The sequence below is a fragment of the Vibrio toranzoniae genome (assembly GCF_024347655.1).
GTDB classification, from domain to species: Bacteria; Pseudomonadota; Gammaproteobacteria; order Enterobacterales; family Vibrionaceae; genus Vibrio; species Vibrio toranzoniae.
Genome location: NZ_AP025514.1, coordinates 2362003 through 2379970, shown reverse-complemented (window position 1 = coordinate 2379970; position 17968 = coordinate 2362003). Strand labels below are relative to the sequence as shown.

Genomic DNA, 17968 nt, shown 5'->3' with positions numbered 1-17968 from the left:
AACAATAGTTATACCCTTCATACTTGCAGTTGCACCATGGTTGATTGCGTAAATTCAACCGTATTACTTAAGACAGCTATGCTTAAGGGTATGAATTGCATTTGTTTGTGAGGGATTGCTTGCTTAGCTGTATACCAGTTACCTAAGATAAAGGTTTGTAATCTTAAGGAGGTTGTTTATGCCGAAGAAAAAAGCACTCTATGAAGAAGTCGTCGAAGAGGTAATTGAAACGCTGAAGCATAGCCCCGAAGAGTTCAACAATAAAATTGAAACGTCAGGTAAGTTTGCTAAAGCAGCCAATGATATGACCAAAGACGAGTTATCATTGATTTCAGCGTATGTTAAGTCGGACTTGAAAGAGTTTTCTGAAAGTTACGAAGAGAGTAAAAGCGGTCCATTTTATTTGATGATTGCAGACTCTATTTGGCAAGGTCTGTTAGATATCACTGATCGAACTAAAGTGGAGTGGGTTGAACTGTTCCAAGACCTGGAGCACCAAGGTCTATATCAAGCTGGTGAAGTTATTGGTTTAGGTACACTCGTATGTGATGAGTGTGGGAATCAAACGGAATATAACCACCCAACAACCATTATCCCTTGCATTAAGTGCGGTTCGACTGGATTTAGCCGAAAGGCATTGAAACCTTAGCTTTAGCTGCTTTCTCTTCTAAACTGTTTAATAATAAAGATGAAGGTTGATGCTCTCACATCAACCTGCATCTTGTATTTAGTCTTTTTGTCTTCTCACCAGCCAACCAACCACCAAGCTCAACAAAGCCCAGATATACAGCGGCCAAGTACCGACCACGTGATAAGGGGTTTGACCATCTGTTGAAACAAGCTCAGCTTTTAATACTGCGGTTTCAAACTGAGGTATCTGTTTGATGATCTTGCCTTTGTGATCTGTCACAGCCGTTACGCCATTGTTGGTAGAGCGAATAAGAGGCTTGCCGAGCTCTAGAGCACGCATTTGAGCGATTTCCATATGTTGCAGAGGCCCAATTGAACGACCAAACCACGCATCGTTAGAGAGCGTTAAGATAAAGTCTGTCTCATCGGTAACATTTCGCCTTACTTGTTCATTAAAGATTATTTCATAACACAGCGCAGGCGCAAGGTGACGACCATTTGCCACTATGTTTGGCTGGACGAAATCGCCGCGGCTGAACGATGACATTGGTAAGTTGAATAATGGTGCCAATGGACGAAGGATATCTTCAAACGGAACGAACTCACCAAATGGTAATAGGTGATGTTTATGGTAGCGTTCGTTTGGATCATAGCTATATTCGCCGTATGGGTTTACTCCTAGTGACAGAATACTGTTGTAGTACTTCTTATCTTCAGACTGATTTAGCACACCGGTGATGATTGAGCTGTTGTTCATCTTGGCTGCGCTGTCTAAGTTGCGTAAGAAAGAAGGGATCTCAACCTCAAATGCAGGGATCGCCGCTTCAGGCCAGATGATGATATCTGCGCCCCAGTTTTCTCTGCTCAGGTCTGTGTATTTCATCATAGTTGGCCAGCGATGACTGGGTAGCCATTTACTGTCTTGAGCGACGTTACCTTGGATTAATACGACTGACGTTGTTTTGTCTAGGTTCGGTGTCACCCAATCGATGTTTCGAATACCGAAACCTGCACTAAACACGATGGCAGGGATGATGCTGACACTCCATGCCTTGTTGATAACCGTATAGGCAAGTGCGGAGGCTGAAATAATGATCGCCAGAGTGACCAGTTCTACACCGCCAATAGGTGCGAATGAGCCTAACGGAGAATCGATTTGGCTATAGCCTAACCATAACCAAGGGAAACCAGTCATTACCCATCCACGCAGCCAATCACTGATTAACCACAATGCTGGCGCCGCGAGGAAATATCGACTGAGACTATTAGCAGGAAAAAACTTGTTTAGACTCCAAGTAAATAGACCCGAATAAACAGCTAGGTAGCCAACAAGCAATGCCATTAAAAACAGGTTGGCTGCCAGCGGCATTCCACCAAAGCCATCAATGCTGACATATACCCAGCTGATACCTGTTGTAAATTGGCCTAAACCCCATGCATAACCAATCCAAAGCGCACTTTTAGGTGATCGGTTGTGGATCAGCAAAAGTAATAAGGCTGGGCTGAGAATAGCAAGAGACCATATCGAGTATGGTGCAAACGAAAAGGTTGTTATAGCGCCAACAAAAACGGCCGCAAGCGGCCGTAATAGGCGATGAATAAAGGTCTTAGTCATCTAATTTCTGTCATCTCTTTGGAGAGAGGTAGTTATTCTTCGGTAGTCGGAAGAGGTTGCTCATCAGGAACGGTTACCTGTAGCTGGATCACGCGACGATTATCCGCTGATGTTATTTTGAAATGGTAGTTGTCGATTTCTACTACTTCTCCACGAACAGGCAGATGACCGAGGGCTGTCATCACCATACCACCCACAGTATCTACTTCATCATCACTGAAGGTTGTGTTAAACGTTTCGTTAAACTCTTCAATGGTGGTTAAAGCTTTAACCGAATAGGTATGCTTACTCAGCTTGCGAATATCTAGCTCTTCTTCATCGTCAAACTCGTCTTCTATTTCACCAACGATTTCTTCGAGGATATCTTCAATGGTGACTAGGCCAGAAACACCGCCAAACTCATCGACTACGATAGACATGTGGTAACGCTCTTCTTGGAACTCCTTAAGTAGGCGATCAACTCGCTTACTTTCCGGAACAACCACGACAGGGCGAATCACTTGTTCGATATCAAATGGGGCACTGTCTGAACCTAGATACTTAAGTAGGTCCTTCGCTAATAGAATGCCTTCAACATGGTCTTTATCTTCACTGATCACTGGGTAGCGAGAGTGTTGAGCATCAGTAATAAGCGCAGTCAATGTATCTAAGTCATCGGTGCGTTCAACTGTAACCATTTGAGAGCGAGGCAGCATGATATCGCGTACTCGCATCTCTGAAATCTCCATAACACCTTCGAGCATGTCGCGAGTGTCGTGGTCAATTAGGTCATTAATTTCTGAGTCGCGGATAATATCTACGAGCTCTTGGCGGTCTTTCATTTCGCCTTGAAATAGTTGGCCTAGGCGTTCAAAGAAGGACTTTCTACTCGGACCTTCAGATTTTTTACTTCCCTCAGAAGTGGGGGGGTTACCTTCGTTCATGATTTCTCAAAAAATAACGCTACCAGAAGTGTGATAGCACACATTAAAACTCAGATTCCTGTAAAAACAACAGGTTCGATGAGTTATTGTTTCTCTGCAATCTACTTTACTAGAATCAATTTACTTTTCTAGAATGTAAGGGTCTTCAAAGCCCATAGCTTGCATGATTTCTGTCTCGAGTGACTCCATCTCTTCAGCTTCATCATCTTCGATATGATCATAACCTAGCAGATGGAGGCTACCATGTACAACCATATGAGCCCAGTGTGCTAACAGAGGCTTATTTTGCTCTTCTGCTTCTTTCTCGACAACTTGGCGGCAGATAATAAGGTCGCCCAGTAGATCTAACTCGATCCCAGGAGGAGCCTCGAATGGAAAAGACAACACGTTAGTCGGTTTGTCTTTTCCACGGTATTCATGATTGAGCTGGTGGCTTTCTTTTGTATCTACGATACGAACTGTCAACTCGGCGTTCTCTTGAAACTGAGGAATGGTCTTGTCTAACCAAAGCTGAATATCTTGTTCGGTTGGGAGACCTTGCTCATTTTCGACCGCTAATTGCAGGTCTAGTTCAATAGACATCTATTTATCACCTTGCCCTGTAACCGCAGAAGTATTTTGTGTTGCTAGTTGTGTCGTCGCTACTTGTTGAGCCTCAAGAAGTTTGGCTTCTCTCTCTTCACGTTTACGTTGTTCAAACTCTTTGCGCTCTTTCTGGTCTTTTGCTTCCCACTTCTCGTAGGCATTGACGATACGAGCAACCACTGGGTGACGAACAACGTCTTCAGACATGAAGAAGTTAAAGCTAATGTCATCAACTTCACTGAGCACTTCAGTTGCATGACGTAGACCAGATTTTGCACCACGAGGTAAATCGATTTGCGTTATATCACCCGTGATGACAGCTCGCGAATTAAAACCGATACGGGTTAAGAACATTTTCATCTGTTCAACCGTGGTGTTTTGGCTCTCATCAAGAATAATAAAAGCATCATTCAGTGTACGGCCACGCATATAGGCCAGAGGCGCTACTTCAATCACGTTACGTTCAATCAACTTTTCAACACGTTCAAAGCCAAGCATTTCGAAGAGTGCATCGTAAAGTGGACGCAAATATGGATCGACTTTCTGGCTTAAATCACCAGGAAGGAAACCAAGTTTCTCACCGGCTTCAACAGCAGGGCGAGTCAGTAGAATACGGCGAACCTCTTGGCGTTCGAGTGCATCGACAGCTGCCGCAACGGCTAAATATGTTTTACCAGTTCCTGCTGGGCCAATACCAAAAGTGATATCATGAGTCACCATATTCATTAGGTACTGTGCTTGGTTTGGCGTTCGAGGTTTGATAACGCCTTTTTTAGTCTTAATAGTCACTTCTTTGCCGTAGTCAATTTCAGACTCGACGTGTTGCTCCAAAATGCCTGACTCGGTGATCGCCAGATGCACCTGCTCTGGTTCGATATCGATGATGTTGCCTTTAACTGGAGCCGTTTCAACATAGAGGTGTTTGATGATGTCTAAAGCGGCGGCTGTCGTGTGAGGCTTACCAACGATTGTGAAGAAGTTGCTGCGGTAATTAATCTCAACACCCAGGCGACGCTCAAGGTGTTTGATGTTGTCGTCGAATGGTCCGCATAAATTTGCCAAGCGCTTGTTGTCTGCTGGCTCTAGATTTATCTCTAAGGTAACGATTTTATTGCTCAAATTAGCCTCTCATTTTGTACCATTCTCTCTTAAATAAAAATAAAAGAGCAAGAAGCCCGATTTAGACCGGGCTTCTGATGGTGATATCCCTATTTCTAAGATGGTCACTTAGTTAGGTAATTTCAAGCTTTGTGTTTGTGCTTTGTGCTCAAACAGTTGTATTGCTTATGGCGTAAAGGTTGCTACGCCTAGCTCGTCTTCGCGTTTTGTTTTTTCCATCATTTCTGCTGGAGTCATAACAACGCGTAGACCCATGTCTTTTTCTGTTCGAACCAATTCGCCACGTAGTGAGTTGGTGTAAACTTCAGTGATCTTCACGTCTACGAATTGACCGATGAGATCAGCAGAACCTTCGAAGTTCACAACACGGCTATTTTCAGTACGGCCACGCAGTTCCATTAGATTCTTTCTTGATGGGCCTTCAACAAGGATACGCTGCTCAGTGCCTAGCATCAGACGAGAGAAGCGCATAGCTTGTGTGTTTACCGTTTGTTGCAGTTCGTACAAGCGATCTTTCTTCTCTTGTGCTGGAACGTCACATGGGTAATCTGCTGCTGGCGTACCTGGGCGAGGAGAGAAAACAAAGCTGAAGCTCATATCGAAATCAACTTCTTTAATTAGCTTCATTGTATCTTGGAAGTCTTGCTTAGATTCGCCAGGGAAACCAACAATAAAGTCAGAGCTGATTTGAATATCAGGACGAGCTTTACGCAGTTTGCGGATAATAGACTTGTACTCGATAGCTGTATGGGGACGCTTCATCATCGTCAGAATACGGTCACTACCACTTTGTACTGGTAGGTGAAGGAAGCTCACTAGTTCTGGTGTATCTTTGTAAACTTCAATGATGTCGTCACCAAACTCAAGCGGGTGGCTTGTTGTGAAACGAATACGGTCGATACCGTCGATAGAAGCAACAAGACGAAGAAGCTCAGCAAATGTACAGATATCACCTTCGTGTGTTGGACCCCGGTATGCGTTTACGTTCTGACCAAGTAGGTTAACTTCACGTACACCTTGTTCTGCAAGTTGTGCAACTTCGAACAATACATCATCCATTGGACGACTAACTTCTTCGCCACGTGTGTATGGTACAACACAGTAAGTACAGTACTTAGAACAGCCTTCCATGATAGAAACGAACGCCGTTGCACCGTCTGCTTTTGGTTCTGGCAGGTTATCGAATTTTTCGATCTCAGGGAACGAGATGTCCATTACTGGCTTTTCGTTAGACAGTGATGACTTAATCATCTCAGGCAAACGGTGCAGAGTTTGTGGGCCAAAGATTACGTCTACGTACGGTGCTCGTTGACGAATGTGGTCACCTTCTTGAGTTGCTACACAGCCACCCACACCGATTACCACACCTTCTTTTTTATCTTTAAGCGTTTTCCAACGACCAAGCTGGTGGAATACTTTTTCTTGTGCTTTTTCACGAATAGAACAAGTATTCAATAGTAGTACGTCTGCTTCCTCAGGTACTTCCGTTAGCTCATAGCCGTTTGCAGCGTTAAGCAGGTCGGCCATTTTTGATGAATCGTATTCATTCATCTGACAGCCCCAGGTTTTAATTAGCAGTTTCTTACTCATTTTATGTTCGCTCGATCGTTAGTTTAATTTAAGGGAGCAAATCGCCCATTATTCATCCTCAAGCGCCTTCGGTCATCATTAGGTATTCATTTATGACGGGCGCTAGCGGCAAGCGGCGTATTGTACTGGTTTCAAAACCGACTGACTAGTAGTCTGATCAAATCTCTTCGGTAGTGGTTTCTATTATCGTTAACGCTAGATACAGCAAGGAATAACCCTTCTTTCAAATAAGGTTTTTGGTTACAAGTTAGTTATGAAAAAGTACAATCAAAAACAGTCAAAGAATCAAACTGATAAGTACGAAATATGAACAATTACGATGTTGTGGTCGTTGGTGGTGGTATGGTTGGTGCAGCAACAGCGATTGGTTTTGCAAAGCAAGGTCTGAGTGTTGCGGTGATCGAAGGTTGTGCTCCACAAGCTTTTGATGAGTCGCAAGCGATGGACATTCGTGTGTCAGCGATTTCTCAAGCATCGGTCGATTTGCTTGAAGATCTTGGTGCATGGCAAAGTATTGCAGCGATGCGAGTGTGTTCTTATAAGCGTTTAGAGACGTGGGAGCACCCAGAGTGTCGTACTCGTTTTGATGCCGCATCACTGGATCTGCCTCGTCTAGGTTATATTGTCGAAAACAGACTTATTCAGTTAGGCTTATGGTCTCAGTTTGATGCTTATAACAATTTAGAACTGTTGTGCCCTGAAAAGTTGGATTCTATTGAATTTGGCGAAACTAATATCGTCAAGCTTCAATCTGGGGCAGAGTTATCAGCGAAGTGGTTGGTTGGTGCTGATGGTGCGAATTCAGCCGTTCGTCAACAAGCTGGAATAGGCATTACGGCTTGGGATTATCGACAGCACTGCATGCTTATCAATGTAGAAACAGAACTACCTCAACAAGATATTACTTGGCAACAGTTTTTACCGAGTGGACCTCGTTCATTCCTTCCATTGTGCTCGCTAATGTCTGAAGGCAAAGAGGTGGGGCAGGGTTCTTTAGTTTGGTATGACTCGCCTTCTCGTATTAAGCAACTTTCTACGATGAGCCCAGAAAAATTACGTAATGAAGTACTTACTCACTTTCCTAAAGAGTTAGGTGATATTAAAGTCTTGAATGCAGGTTCATTCCCTTTGACTCGACGTCATGCTCAATCATACTCGAAGAAAAACTGCATTTTAGTCGGGGATTCTGCGCATACGATTAACCCGTTGGCTGGGCAGGGTGTTAACTTGGGCTTTAAAGATGTGGCAGTACTATTGGATATTACCAAAGAGAAAGGTGAATTGAGTCAATCTGAGGCGAGACGCTATGAAGTGATCAGAAGAGGTGACAATCTGATGATGCAAAGTGGCATGGACTTTTTCTACAAAACGTTCAGTAATGATATTGGCCCGCTCAAGTTTGTGCGTAATGCTGCACTAAAGCTAGCAGAACACTCAGGGCCGATTAAAGCTCAAGTCTTGAAATACGCGTTGGGCCTTTAAACGGTTACATAAGGTTGTTTACATAGAGAAGGAGAGCAGATGCTCTCCTTTTTTGTATGGTGTTGGATGCTATAACTGCTGTGTAATACAAACCGGTGTATCGATCTCTAAAGAGTACCCTGTATAAACCAAAGACCCGTCCTTATTATCTCGCTTGAATGATGTGATGTTGTTGGAGTGCTGGTTTGCGGCGATAAGCCACTGTCCACAGTCAGTGATATGAAAGTCGCGAGGGAAGTTACCTTCAGTGTTATAGCTATCAATAAAAATTGGTATTTTAGTCATAGAATCTATTCTGAAGCTACTGATCCTTGATTGATATCGACCAGACACATATAGGAATTGCTCATCCGGCGATAACTTAATTGCAGCTGCGGCTTCTCCCTTCTCCATATTCGGAAGGGCATCTATTTCCTCCACAATGCTCCACACACCTAAAACTTTTTCCAACATGAGTATTGTTTCAGAGAGCTCACAGAGCACGTAGGCCTTATCTTCAGCCTTATTGAAGACCAAATGGCGAGGCCCATTACCTGCTGGCGCTTTAATGGATTGCATTGGTTCGTCTAGAAACTCTTCCTGCTCTTCGTCAAAACAATAGAAATTGATTTTATCAGCTCCTAGATCGATGGTGACAAACTGTGGTGAGTTTTGTAAGAACAGGCACTGATGAGCATGAGGCCCAGTTTGTCGATCTTTGTTCGGCCCAGAACCGACCATTTTGATTGTTTTGAGTCGCTTATCGATATTGCCATTGATACTTAGACTAAAAATATCGAATGTGCCTGATGAGTATTGCGACGTAATAGCAAATTTATTGTTGGGAGCAATCGCGACATGGCAGGGGTGACTGCCCGAGATAACTCCTGAATTGGTCGTTGTCTTTGAATATGTATTAGGAATATGAAATAGCTGGGGTTGTTTTGGTTGTTCGACTTCAGACGCGGTATAAATTCCAAGTTTTGTCGCTACGACAAAAGAGGGGTTATTACACTCGGCGACAAGCTTAAAAGGTAATAGTTTTCCTGTACCTAAGTCTAACTGAGTTTGATAAACACCTTGGCTTTTACTTGGTGTGTCCGTGTAGCAACCGATCGTTAAAGGGAGGATTTTCATTGGCAGTCAGACTCAGTTAGAAAATGGAGCTGACATTGTCTTATAAAAAGAACGAAAAAGTGAGGAGTGAGAGGGAAATATTTGGTGATTTGGTTAGCAGATTTTCATATTCCAGATAAAACAAAACCCAGCTAAAAAGCTGGGTTTTATAAATGATGGTGCGGTCGGAGAGACTTGAACTCTCACACCTCTCGGCGCCAGAACCTAAATCTGGTGCGTCTACCAATTCCGCCACGACCGCAGCAAAGCTTTCCCCTCAACTAAGCAAAGAGCCTAGCGAAGAGTATAGTTATATCGACATTGGTGATTCAATATAACGTTGTGTGTTCTTTCTTAAAGAAAGAATGGTGGCTACTGCGGGATTTGAACCTGCGACCCCATCATTATGAGTGATGTGCTCTAACCAACTGAGCTAAGTAGCCAATAATAAATCTAATTGATTCAGTGTTTGTTCTCTAATGAAAGAGAAATAATGGTGCGGTCGGAGAGACTTGAACTCTCACACCTCTCGGCGCCAGAACCTAAATCTGGTGCGTCTACCAATTCCGCCACGACCGCAGCAAAGCTTTCCTCTCAACTAAGCAAAGAGCCTAGCGAAGAGTATAGTTATATCGACATTGGTGATTCAATATAACGTTGTGTGTTCTTTCTTAAAAGAAAGAATGGTGGCTACTGCGGGATTTGAACCTGCGACCCCATCATTATGAGTGATGTGCTCTAACCAACTGAGCTAAGTAGCCATAATAAATCTAATAGATTCACTGTTTGTTCTCTAATGAAAGAGAAATAATGGTGCGGTCGGAGAGACTTGAACTCTCACACCTCTCGGCGCCAGAACCTAAATCTGGTGCGTCTACCAATTCCGCCACGACCGCAGCAAAGCTTTTACTCTAGCGAAGAGTATAGTTAAGAAGACTTATGGTTTGTCTAAGTAACGTTGTAATGGCTGGGCTACCTGGATTCGAACCAGGGAATGCTGGCATCAAAAGCCAGTGCCTTACCGCTTGGCGATAGCCCAACAATGATATCATTTAAGATATCTAAATAATGGTGCGGTCGGAGAGACTTGAACTCTCACACCTCTCGGCGCCAGAACCTAAATCTGGTGCGTCTACCAATTCCGCCACGACCGCAGCAAAGCTTTTACTCTAGCGAAGAGTATAGTTAAGAAGACTTATGGTTTGTCTAAGTAACGTTGTAATGGCTGGGCTACCTGGATTCGAACCAGGGAATGCTGGCATCAAAAGCCAGTGCCTTACCGCTTGGCGATAGCCCAACAATGATATCATTTAAGATATCTAAATAATGGTGCGGTCGGAGAGACTTGAACTCTCACACCTCTCGGCGCCAGAACCTAAATCTGGTGCGTCTACCAATTCCGCCACGACCGCAGCAAATCTTTATAGTTATATCGACATTGGTGGTTCGATATAACGTTGTACTCTTGGTTACTTAATTCAATAAATGCTTACCGAAGTAAAAACAAAGAGTTTAAATAGTGGCTGGGCTACCTGGATTCGAACCAGGGAATGCTGGCATCAAAAGCCAGTGCCTTACCGCTTGGCGATAGCCCAACAATGATATCATTTAAGATATCTAAATAATGGTGCGGTCGGAGAGACTTGAACTCTCACACCTCTCGGCGCCAGAACCTAAATCTGGTGCGTCTACCAATTCCGCCACGACCGCAGCAAAGCTTTTACTCTAGCGAAGAGTATAGTTAAGAAGACTTATGGTTTGTCTAAGTAACGTTGTAATGGCTGGGCTACCTGGATTCGAACCAGGGAATGCTGGCATCAAAAGCCAGTGCCTTACCGCTTGGCGATAGCCCAACAATGATATCATTTAAGATATCTAAATAATGGTGCGGTCGGAGAGACTTGAACTCTCACACCTCTCGGCGCCAGAACCTAAATCTGGTGCGTCTACCAATTCCGCCACGACCGCAGCAAAGCTTTTACTCTAGCGAAGAGTATAGTTAAGAAGACTTATGGTTTGTCTAAGTAACGTTGTAATGGCTGGGCTACCTGGATTCGAACCAGGGAATGCTGGCATCAAAAGCCAGTGCCTTACCGCTTGGCGATAGCCCAACAGGATATCAATTAAGATATCTAAATAATGGTGCGGTCGGAGAGACTTGAACTCTCACACCTCTCGGCGCCAGAACCTAAATCTGGTGCGTCTACCAATTCCGCCACGACCGCAGCAAAGCTTTCCCCTCAACTAAGCAAAGAGCCTAGCGAAGAGTATAGTTATATCGACATTGGTGATTCAATATAACGTTGTGTGTTCTTTCTTAAAGAAAGAATGGTGGCTACTGCGGGATTTGAACCTGCGACCCCATCATTATGAGTGATGTGCTCTAACCAACTGAGCTAAGTAGCCATCTGAGAGCGGAGTAATATAATATAATCTCGCTTTCAATGCTATTATCTTTTTAAAGATAATTTCACTTTAAATAGTGGCTGGGCTACCTGGATTCGAACCAGGGAATGCTGGCATCAAAAGCCAGTGCCTTACCGCTTGGCGATAGCCCAACAATGATATCATCTAAGATATCTTAATATGGTGCGGACGGAGAGACTTGAACTCTCACACCTCTCGGCGCCAGAACCTAAATCTGGTGCGTCTACCAATTCCGCCACGTCCGCTTTGCTTTCCTAAAAACTCTTTACTGTTACTAGACATATGTTTAATAACAAATAGAGCGCTTAGGAAATGGTGGCTACTGCGGGATTTGAACCTGCGACCCCATCATTATGAGTGATGTGCTCTAACCAACTGAGCTAAGTAGCCATTTCCAAATTTTTGTTCATTTTGAGACGTTACCGCTTCGCTGTGAACGGGGCGCATTATGCGGAGTTGAGTGAAACCCGTCAACTTTTTTTTTGAATAAATCACGAATAAACATCTGTTCGGTTTCTTTTTAGTCAAAGAGGCGTATTTGTCGGCAAAAAACAGGTAAAAAAGCCGATATATATAGGAAGTTAGGTTTCAGATACAGAACTATTTCACCAGAGGGAAAACAAAAAGGCCAGTGAGTTCACTGGCCTTTATCTGATGTAAAATCAGTAATTATACGTTGAAACGGAAGTGAACAACGTCACCATCTTTAACGATGTATTCTTTGCCTTCAAGACGCCATTTACCTGCATCTTTTGCACCGCTCTCACCATTAAATTCGATAAAGTGATCAAAACCAACAACTTCAGCTCTGATGAAGCCTTTTTCGAAGTCAGTGTGGATTTTACCAGCAGCTTGTGGTGCCGTTGCGCCAATAGGAATAGTCCAAGCGCGAACTTCTTTAACACCAGCAGTGAAGTAAGTTTGAAGAGTCAGTAATTCGTAACCAGAGCGGATCACTCGGTTAAGGCCTGGTTCTTCGATCCCCATGTCTGCAAGGAATTCTTCGCGATCTTCGTCGTCAAGTTCAGAAAGTTCAGATTCGATAGCCGCACAAACAGCAACAACTACGTTGTTTTCGTTTTCTGCGTATTCACGAACCGCGTCTAGGTAAGGATTGTTTTCGAAACCATCTTCCGCAACGTTTGCGATGTACATAGTTGGCTTAAGCGTTAGGAAGTTTAGGTAGCCGATAGCCGCCGCTTCTTCTTTTCCTAGTTCAACTGTACGTGCCATGCCACCTTCAGTAAGAACTGGTAGTAGTTTTTCTAGTACAGTGATCTCGAATTTAGCGTCCTTGTCACCGCCTTTTGCTTTCTTAGCGTTACGTTGAATTGCACGCTCACAGCTGTCTAAGTCAGCCAGTGCAAGTTCAAGATTGATCACTTCGATATCTTCGATAGGAGATACTTTACCAGAAACGTGAACGATGTTTTCGTTTTCAAAGCAGCGAACAACGTGACCGATAGCGTCTGTTTCGCGGATGTTTGCAAGGAATTTGTTGCCAAGGCCTTCACCTTTAGACGCGCCAGCAACTAAGCCTGCGATATCTACGAATTCCATTGTTGTTGGAAGGATCTTCTGTGGATTAACAATCTTTGCTAATGCATCTAAGCGTAGATCTGGGACCGGAACGATACCTGTGTTTGGTTCGATCGTACAAAATGGAAAGTTTGCTGCTTCGATGCCTGCTTTAGTCAGTGCGTTAAACAGAGTTGACTTACCAACGTTTGGTAGACCAACGATGCCACATTTAAAACCCATGATATAAACCTTATTCTGCTTTGAACGTATGTAAGCGATTTTGTGCTTTTGGTAGGCCATCTTTTAATAAGATGTCTAGGCTGCGAACCGATTCGTCAACGACGGCCTCGATACACTCTTGCTCTTTTTGTGGAGCTTTGCCTAATACATAACCTGCAACTTTATCTTTGTGTCCTGGATGGCCAATGCCTAATCTAAGACGATAGAATTCTTTATTGTTACCCTGTTTGCTGATGATGTCTTTTAGACCGTTGTGTCCGCCGTGACCACCACCTTTTTTAAACTTTCCAATGCCAGGAGGGAGATCTAATTCATCGTGAGCCACCATGATCTCTTCTGGTTTAATTTGGTAGAACTTTGCCAGAGCTGCAACTGCTTTGCCTGATAAATTCATAAAAGTCGTTGGGATCAGCAAACGAAGATCTTCACCATGAACCATGATACGACCCGTAAGGCCAAAGAACTTTGGTTCGTTCTTTAGTGTCACGTTGTGTACACGTGCTAATTCTTCAACTACCCAAGCACCCGCATTGTGGCGAGTTTTGGCGTATTCAGGACCTGGATTAGCCAGTCCAACGAGAAGTTTTATTTGTTGGCTCAAGGTATGGATCTCTCTTGGGATTTCAAAAAGCGCCGTATGATATCACAGTTTATGAAAAAGGTGCGAGCTAGCTGATAGCAACACGATTATTCCTGATTGTGATAAATAGTCGTGCGATATCACTCAGACATAAAAAAAGCACTTCATTAAATGAAGTGCTTAATGTCTTTCTCTAACGTGTTTCTAAAACAAAGCTTTTGTAAAAAAAACTATGAGGCTCTAATTAGTTGAACATCGCTGAGATTGATTCTTCGTTGCTGATGCGGCGAATTGCTTCAGCAAGCATACGAGAAAGGCTTAGCTCTGTCACTTTGCCTGTCGCGGCCATTTCTGGAGAAAGCTTAATTGAATCAGTAACAATAACTTGGTCTAGTACTGAGTTGCGGATGTTTTCTGCAGCAGTACCAGAGAATACGGCGTGAGTTGCGTAAGCGAATACACGCTTAGCACCGCGTTCTTTAAGCGCTTCCGCTGCTTTACATAAAGTACCACCAGTATCGATCATGTCATCAACGATTACACAGTCGCGACCCTCAACATCACCGATTAGGTTCATTACTTCAGAAACGTTAGCGCGTGGGCGACGCTTATCAACGATAGCAATGTCAACATCACCTAGCGCTTTAGCTGTAGCACGAGCACGTACAACACCACCAAGGTCTGGAGAAACCACAACTGGGTTTTCTAGGCCTCGGTTCGCCATGTCTTCTAGAAGAACTGGAGTGCCGAAGATGTTATCAACTGGTACATCGAAGAAGCCTTGAATTTGCTCTGCGTGTAGGTCAATAGTAAGAACGCGGTCAACGCCAACGTTAGAAAGGAAATCTGCAACAACTTTTGCAGTAATAGGTACACGAGCAGAACGTACACGACGATCTTGACGAGCATAACCGAAGTAAGGGATTACAGCAGTAATACGGCCAGCAGAAGCACGGCGCATTGCGTCAATCATTACCACCAACTCCATAAGGTTGTCATTGGTTGGTGCACAAGTTGATTGAATCAGGAATACATCGCTACCACGAACGTTTTCATTGATTTGTACAGCGACTTCGCCATCAGAAAAACGGTCTACAGTAGCATCTCCAAGAGAGATGTATAGACGATCAGCAATACGTTGGGCTAGTTCAGGTGTTGCGTTACCAGCAAATAGCTTCATATCAGGCACGGTGGAAACCTCGGGTTGCGTCCAGTTTTAAATAGATTGTGGGTGGGCTGATTGGTACTCAGCCAAAGTCTCTTTTAAAGGCGAAATGTTTCGTCCTTTCGCCACGAAAGCGGAAACTATGTCAGGCAGTTTTTCTAGTACCAACTCGGCTTCTTTTTTGCTGTTAAATTCAGCAAAAACACACGAGCCAGTACCAGTCAGTCTCGACGGCGAGTATTGTAGCAGCCATGAAAGTTGCTTATCAACCTCTGGGTACAGCATTCGCACAATTTTTTCGCAATCGTTTACGTATTCTTGCTCTAGAAGCGTTGATAGTGCTCGCTTTGGGGTATTTCGAGTTAATTCTGAATGTGTGAATATGTCTACAGTCGCTATGCTCACTTGAGGCTTAACAACGAGGTACCATTTTTCATCCGGATGAGCGAGTTGAAGCTGTTCTCCAACTCCTTCTGCAAAGGCTGCGTGGCCTCTAACGAACACAGGAACGTCAGCACCTAGCTTCAATCCGATCTCTGCGAGCTCATCATCAGACAGGTTTAGCTGCCATAGATAATTAAGCGCGACCAACACGGTTGCGGCATTTGAAGAGCCTCCACCAATACCCCCTCCCATAGGAAGCACTTTCTTTAGCGTGATATCGGCACCGAAAAAGGTCGATGTATATTGTTGAAGGGCGGTAGCCGCTTTCCAAATTAGGTTGTCTTCGGTCGCAACGTTTGGGATGTCTGGTGTAATGGTAATCGAGTTCGTTTTCTCATTGGCGGTAACCGTTAATTCATCGCCAAAATCGACGAATTGAAACAAGGTTTGAAGTTCGTGATAGCCATTGTCACGTCGACCAGTGATATAAAGAAATAAATTCAGCTTAGCTGGCGAAGGCCAGTGCGTTGGCGTTGTTATCATTTTTTCAGTGTCCACTTCGAAACTACAATGTTGATTTTGTTCTCGTCTTGCTTGAATGACAATCGAGTAGGGAGGGGAATTATCTCTACCTTTACGTTGTCTTTATCCGATAGTTGCTTACTCGGCATCTCTGTATTGCGATAGTTAGCAAAATTCAGTGTCCATAATTGACTGCTGACTTGTTTAGATAGAGATTCAAGTGTGTTAGTGCTGTTGAGTTGGTAGCTATCTGCTTGGTCGGGAATGCCAAGGAACCATTGGGGCAGATGATCGATCGGGATCTGCAAACCTGTCAATTGCTCAACCAATACAGACGCACTTGCGTGAGTAAATACTTGGTCGTCATAGGTCACGACTTTGGCCCCCGACGGATCTATGGTCAGGTTCAATACGGTTTGACCGAGGAACGTCGTGAGTCTTAATTGACTTTGATTTTGTGAATGTTTCCAAATGAAGTTTAAGCTTTGGCGCTGCTCTGGCGATATGTAGGCGAGCTTGCCCGAGGCTTGGTAGCTTTCTATTTGTAGAAGTCGGTTTTGGTGGGTTTGCCATTCAACGCTGGTCGGCTGTTCGGGCATAGACGAGCAACCCACCATAATTATGGTCATAAAAAGAAGAGACGTGATTTTACGAAGCTTGCTCATATTTGCTCACAACTTGTTCAAATTTATCTAAAAAACGCTTCAACTATAGCATTGAATTCACGAACTCAGGAAAACAAATCCCGCTTGCTCTTTAAATAGAGCCATGCATCAAGTAAAATTCGCCCCTTGTTTCCATTCCCTGATCGAGAACTTCTGATACATGTCTTTGCTTGCCGTAGGTATCAATCACAACACTGCGTCGGTTGAATTGCGCGAAAAAGTCGCTTTTGGTCCAGATAAATTATCTGAGGCACTTAAGCAACTCAACGCAAATGCACACGTAAATGGAAGTGTCATACTTTCTACCTGTAATCGAACTGAAGTGTATTGTGACGTTAAAGGCGTGGCAAAAAACAAGCTGATCGATTGGTTATCAGTGTTCCATCAAGTGAGCCCTGAAGAGCTAAAGCCAAGCCTGTATATCCATGAAGAGCAAGCTGCAATAAAACATTTAATGCGTGTGGCCTGTGGCTTGGACTCTTTGGTGTTAGGTGAACCGCAGATCTTAGGTCAGGTGAAGCAAGCTTATACAGATTCAAGAGAGAACCAATCTGTTGATGCTTCAATGGAAAAGCTATTCCAGAAATCCTTCTCTGTTGCGAAACGAGTTCGAACGGAAACTGAAATTGGCGGTAGTGCCGTTTCTGTTGCTTACGCCGCCTGTACGTTAGCCAAGCAAATTTTTGAATCGATTGCCGCATCAACAGTGTTATTGGTTGGTGCGGGGGAAACTATTGAACTGGTGGCTAAGCACCTGTCGGCGAATGGCTGTACCAAAATGATTGTGGCGAACCGAACTCGTGAACGTGCTTTAGGGCTAGCTGAAGAGTTTGGTGCTGAAGTGATCAGCCTCAATGAGATTCCGGACCATCTGCATAGAGCGGATATTGTGATTAGCTCAACAGCAAGCCCATTGCCTATCATAGGTAAGGGAATGGTCGAAACTGCTTTGAAAACAAGAAAACACCAACCAATGTTGTTGGTTGATATTGCTGTACCTCGTGACGTTGAATCTCAGGTAGGCGAACTGAATGATGCGTATCTATATTCAGTGGATGACCTGCAGTCGATTGTTGATGGTAATATTGAGCAACGTAAAGTGGAAGCGATTCAAGCTGAAGCGATTGTCAGCGAAGAAAGTGCTGCATTCATGAGTTGGATGCGTTCATTGCAAGCAGTTGACAGTATTCGTGATTACCGTAAATCGGCCAACGAAATACGAGAAGAATTATTAAGTAAGAGTTTGCAATCACTTGCTGCTGGCGGTGACCCCGAAAAAGTTTTACTTGAGCTCAGTAATAAGCTCACAAACAAATTGATCCATGCTCCAACGCGAGCACTCCAAAGTGCAGCAGAGCAAGGAGAACCTGCAAAATTAACGGTCATTAGACAGAGTTTGGGCCTAGAAAACCCTCAATAATATTA

14 protein-coding genes and 19 tRNA genes are annotated in these 17968 nt (G+C 43.9%); 3 read left to right on the top strand and 30 right to left on the bottom strand.

Annotated elements, in window-relative coordinates; translation table 11 throughout:
• Positions 1-178 precede the first annotated feature (178 nt).
• A complete protein-coding gene (locus tag OCU50_RS10695) occupies positions 179-649 on the top strand; it encodes a zinc ribbon-containing protein (protein WP_017056791.1) in 471 nt (156 codons plus the stop codon).
• A gap of 78 nt (positions 650-727) precedes the next feature.
• Here the strand turns inward: OCU50_RS10695 and lnt are convergent, their stop codons facing one another.
• From lnt to miaB, 5 genes are all read right to left on the bottom strand, one after another.
• Entirely contained in the window at positions 728-2245 is a 1518-nt protein-coding gene (lnt, locus tag OCU50_RS10690) for an apolipoprotein N-acyltransferase (protein ID WP_060468446.1), read from the bottom strand.
• 32 nt (positions 2246-2277) lie between these two features.
• The gene (gene corC, locus OCU50_RS10685) at positions 2278-3168 is read right to left on the bottom strand and encodes a CNNM family magnesium/cobalt transport protein CorC (RefSeq protein WP_017056793.1); all 891 of its coding nucleotides are present in this window, start codon (positions 3166-3168) and stop codon (positions 2278-2280) included.
• 120 nt (positions 3169-3288) lie between these two features.
• A complete protein-coding gene (ybeY, locus tag OCU50_RS10680; RefSeq protein ID WP_060468445.1) occupies positions 3289-3750 on the bottom strand; it encodes an rRNA maturation RNase YbeY in 462 nt (153 codons plus the stop codon).
• A complete protein-coding gene (locus tag OCU50_RS10675) occupies positions 3751-4872 on the bottom strand; it encodes a PhoH family protein (RefSeq protein ID WP_060468444.1) in 1122 nt (373 codons plus the stop codon).
• Positions 4873-5037: 165 nt separating this feature from the next.
• The gene (miaB, locus tag OCU50_RS10670; RefSeq protein WP_060468443.1) at positions 5038-6462 is read right to left on the bottom strand and encodes a tRNA (N6-isopentenyl adenosine(37)-C2)-methylthiotransferase MiaB; all 1425 of its coding nucleotides are present in this window, start codon (positions 6460-6462) and stop codon (positions 5038-5040) included.
• Between the two features lie 306 nt (positions 6463-6768).
• On the opposite strand from miaB, the gene OCU50_RS10665 reads away from it, so the two are divergent.
• A complete protein-coding gene (locus tag OCU50_RS10665; protein ID WP_060468442.1) occupies positions 6769-7944 on the top strand; it encodes a 2-octaprenyl-3-methyl-6-methoxy-1,4-benzoquinol hydroxylase in 1176 nt (391 codons plus the stop codon).
• A gap of 69 nt (positions 7945-8013) precedes the next feature.
• On the opposite strand, the gene OCU50_RS10660 is transcribed toward OCU50_RS10665, so the two are convergent.
• The 25 genes from OCU50_RS10660 to lolB all read right to left on the bottom strand — a co-directional run bounded on the left by OCU50_RS10660 (position 8014) and on the right by lolB (position 16543).
• Complete coding sequence (locus tag OCU50_RS10660) at positions 8014-9060, bottom strand: lactonase family protein (RefSeq protein ID WP_060468441.1); 1047 nt, start codon at positions 9058-9060, stop codon at positions 8014-8016.
• Positions 9061-9216: 156 nt separating this feature from the next.
• Positions 9217-9301, bottom strand: a tRNA-Leu gene (locus OCU50_RS10655).
• Positions 9302-9405: 104 nt separating this feature from the next.
• Positions 9406-9482, bottom strand: a tRNA-Met gene (locus tag OCU50_RS10650).
• Positions 9483-9533: 51 nt separating this feature from the next.
• A tRNA-Leu gene (locus OCU50_RS10645) sits at positions 9534-9618 on the bottom strand.
• Between the two features lie 105 nt (positions 9619-9723).
• Positions 9724-9800: transfer RNA gene (locus OCU50_RS10640), tRNA-Met, on the bottom strand.
• Between the two features lie 50 nt (positions 9801-9850).
• A tRNA-Leu gene (locus tag OCU50_RS10635) sits at positions 9851-9935 on the bottom strand.
• 68 nt (positions 9936-10003) lie between these two features.
• Positions 10004-10078: transfer RNA gene (locus OCU50_RS10630), tRNA-Gln, on the bottom strand.
• Positions 10079-10108: 30 nt separating this feature from the next.
• Positions 10109-10193 (bottom strand) — tRNA-Leu (locus OCU50_RS10625).
• A gap of 68 nt (positions 10194-10261) precedes the next feature.
• A tRNA-Gln gene (locus OCU50_RS10620) sits at positions 10262-10336 on the bottom strand.
• A 30-nt stretch (positions 10337-10366) separates the two neighbouring features.
• Positions 10367-10451, bottom strand: a tRNA-Leu gene (locus OCU50_RS10615).
• A gap of 108 nt (positions 10452-10559) precedes the next feature.
• A tRNA-Gln gene (locus tag OCU50_RS10610) sits at positions 10560-10634 on the bottom strand.
• A 30-nt stretch (positions 10635-10664) separates the two neighbouring features.
• A tRNA-Leu gene (locus OCU50_RS10605) sits at positions 10665-10749 on the bottom strand.
• Between the two features lie 68 nt (positions 10750-10817).
• Positions 10818-10892 (bottom strand) — tRNA-Gln (locus tag OCU50_RS10600).
• A 30-nt stretch (positions 10893-10922) separates the two neighbouring features.
• A tRNA-Leu gene (locus OCU50_RS10595) sits at positions 10923-11007 on the bottom strand.
• A gap of 68 nt (positions 11008-11075) precedes the next feature.
• Positions 11076-11150, bottom strand: a tRNA-Gln gene (locus tag OCU50_RS10590).
• 29 nt (positions 11151-11179) lie between these two features.
• Positions 11180-11264: transfer RNA gene (locus OCU50_RS10585), tRNA-Leu, on the bottom strand.
• A 104-nt stretch (positions 11265-11368) separates the two neighbouring features.
• Positions 11369-11445: transfer RNA gene (locus OCU50_RS10580), tRNA-Met, on the bottom strand.
• Between the two features lie 77 nt (positions 11446-11522).
• Positions 11523-11597 (bottom strand) — tRNA-Gln (locus OCU50_RS10575).
• A gap of 29 nt (positions 11598-11626) precedes the next feature.
• Positions 11627-11711, bottom strand: a tRNA-Leu gene (locus OCU50_RS10570).
• A 68-nt stretch (positions 11712-11779) separates the two neighbouring features.
• Positions 11780-11856: transfer RNA gene (locus tag OCU50_RS10565), tRNA-Met, on the bottom strand.
• A gap of 279 nt (positions 11857-12135) precedes the next feature.
• Positions 12136-13227 (bottom strand): redox-regulated ATPase YchF, encoded by a 1092-nt coding sequence (gene ychF / locus OCU50_RS10560; protein ID WP_017056799.1) that lies wholly within the window; start codon positions 13225-13227, stop codon positions 12136-12138.
• 10 nt (positions 13228-13237) lie between these two features.
• The gene (pth, locus tag OCU50_RS10555) at positions 13238-13828 is read right to left on the bottom strand and encodes an aminoacyl-tRNA hydrolase (protein WP_004739815.1); all 591 of its coding nucleotides are present in this window, start codon (positions 13826-13828) and stop codon (positions 13238-13240) included.
• A 223-nt stretch (positions 13829-14051) separates the two neighbouring features.
• The gene (locus OCU50_RS10550; RefSeq protein ID WP_012603389.1) at positions 14052-14996 is read right to left on the bottom strand and encodes a ribose-phosphate pyrophosphokinase; all 945 of its coding nucleotides are present in this window, start codon (positions 14994-14996) and stop codon (positions 14052-14054) included.
• 27 nt (positions 14997-15023) lie between these two features.
• Entirely contained in the window at positions 15024-15899 is an 876-nt protein-coding gene (ispE, locus tag OCU50_RS10545) for a 4-(cytidine 5'-diphospho)-2-C-methyl-D-erythritol kinase (protein ID WP_060467240.1), read from the bottom strand.
• The gene (gene lolB, locus OCU50_RS10540) at positions 15896-16543 is read right to left on the bottom strand and encodes a lipoprotein insertase outer membrane protein LolB (RefSeq protein ID WP_060467241.1); all 648 of its coding nucleotides are present in this window, start codon (positions 16541-16543) and stop codon (positions 15896-15898) included. The genes ispE and lolB overlap by 4 nt, the downstream gene beginning before the upstream one ends.
• A gap of 160 nt (positions 16544-16703) precedes the next feature.
• On the opposite strand from lolB, the gene hemA reads away from it, so the two are divergent.
• On the top strand, positions 16704-17963 hold the full coding sequence (hemA, locus tag OCU50_RS10535) for a glutamyl-tRNA reductase (protein ID WP_060467242.1): 1260 nt from the start codon (positions 16704-16706) through the stop codon (positions 17961-17963).
• The last annotated feature ends 5 nt before the right edge of the window (positions 17964-17968 follow it).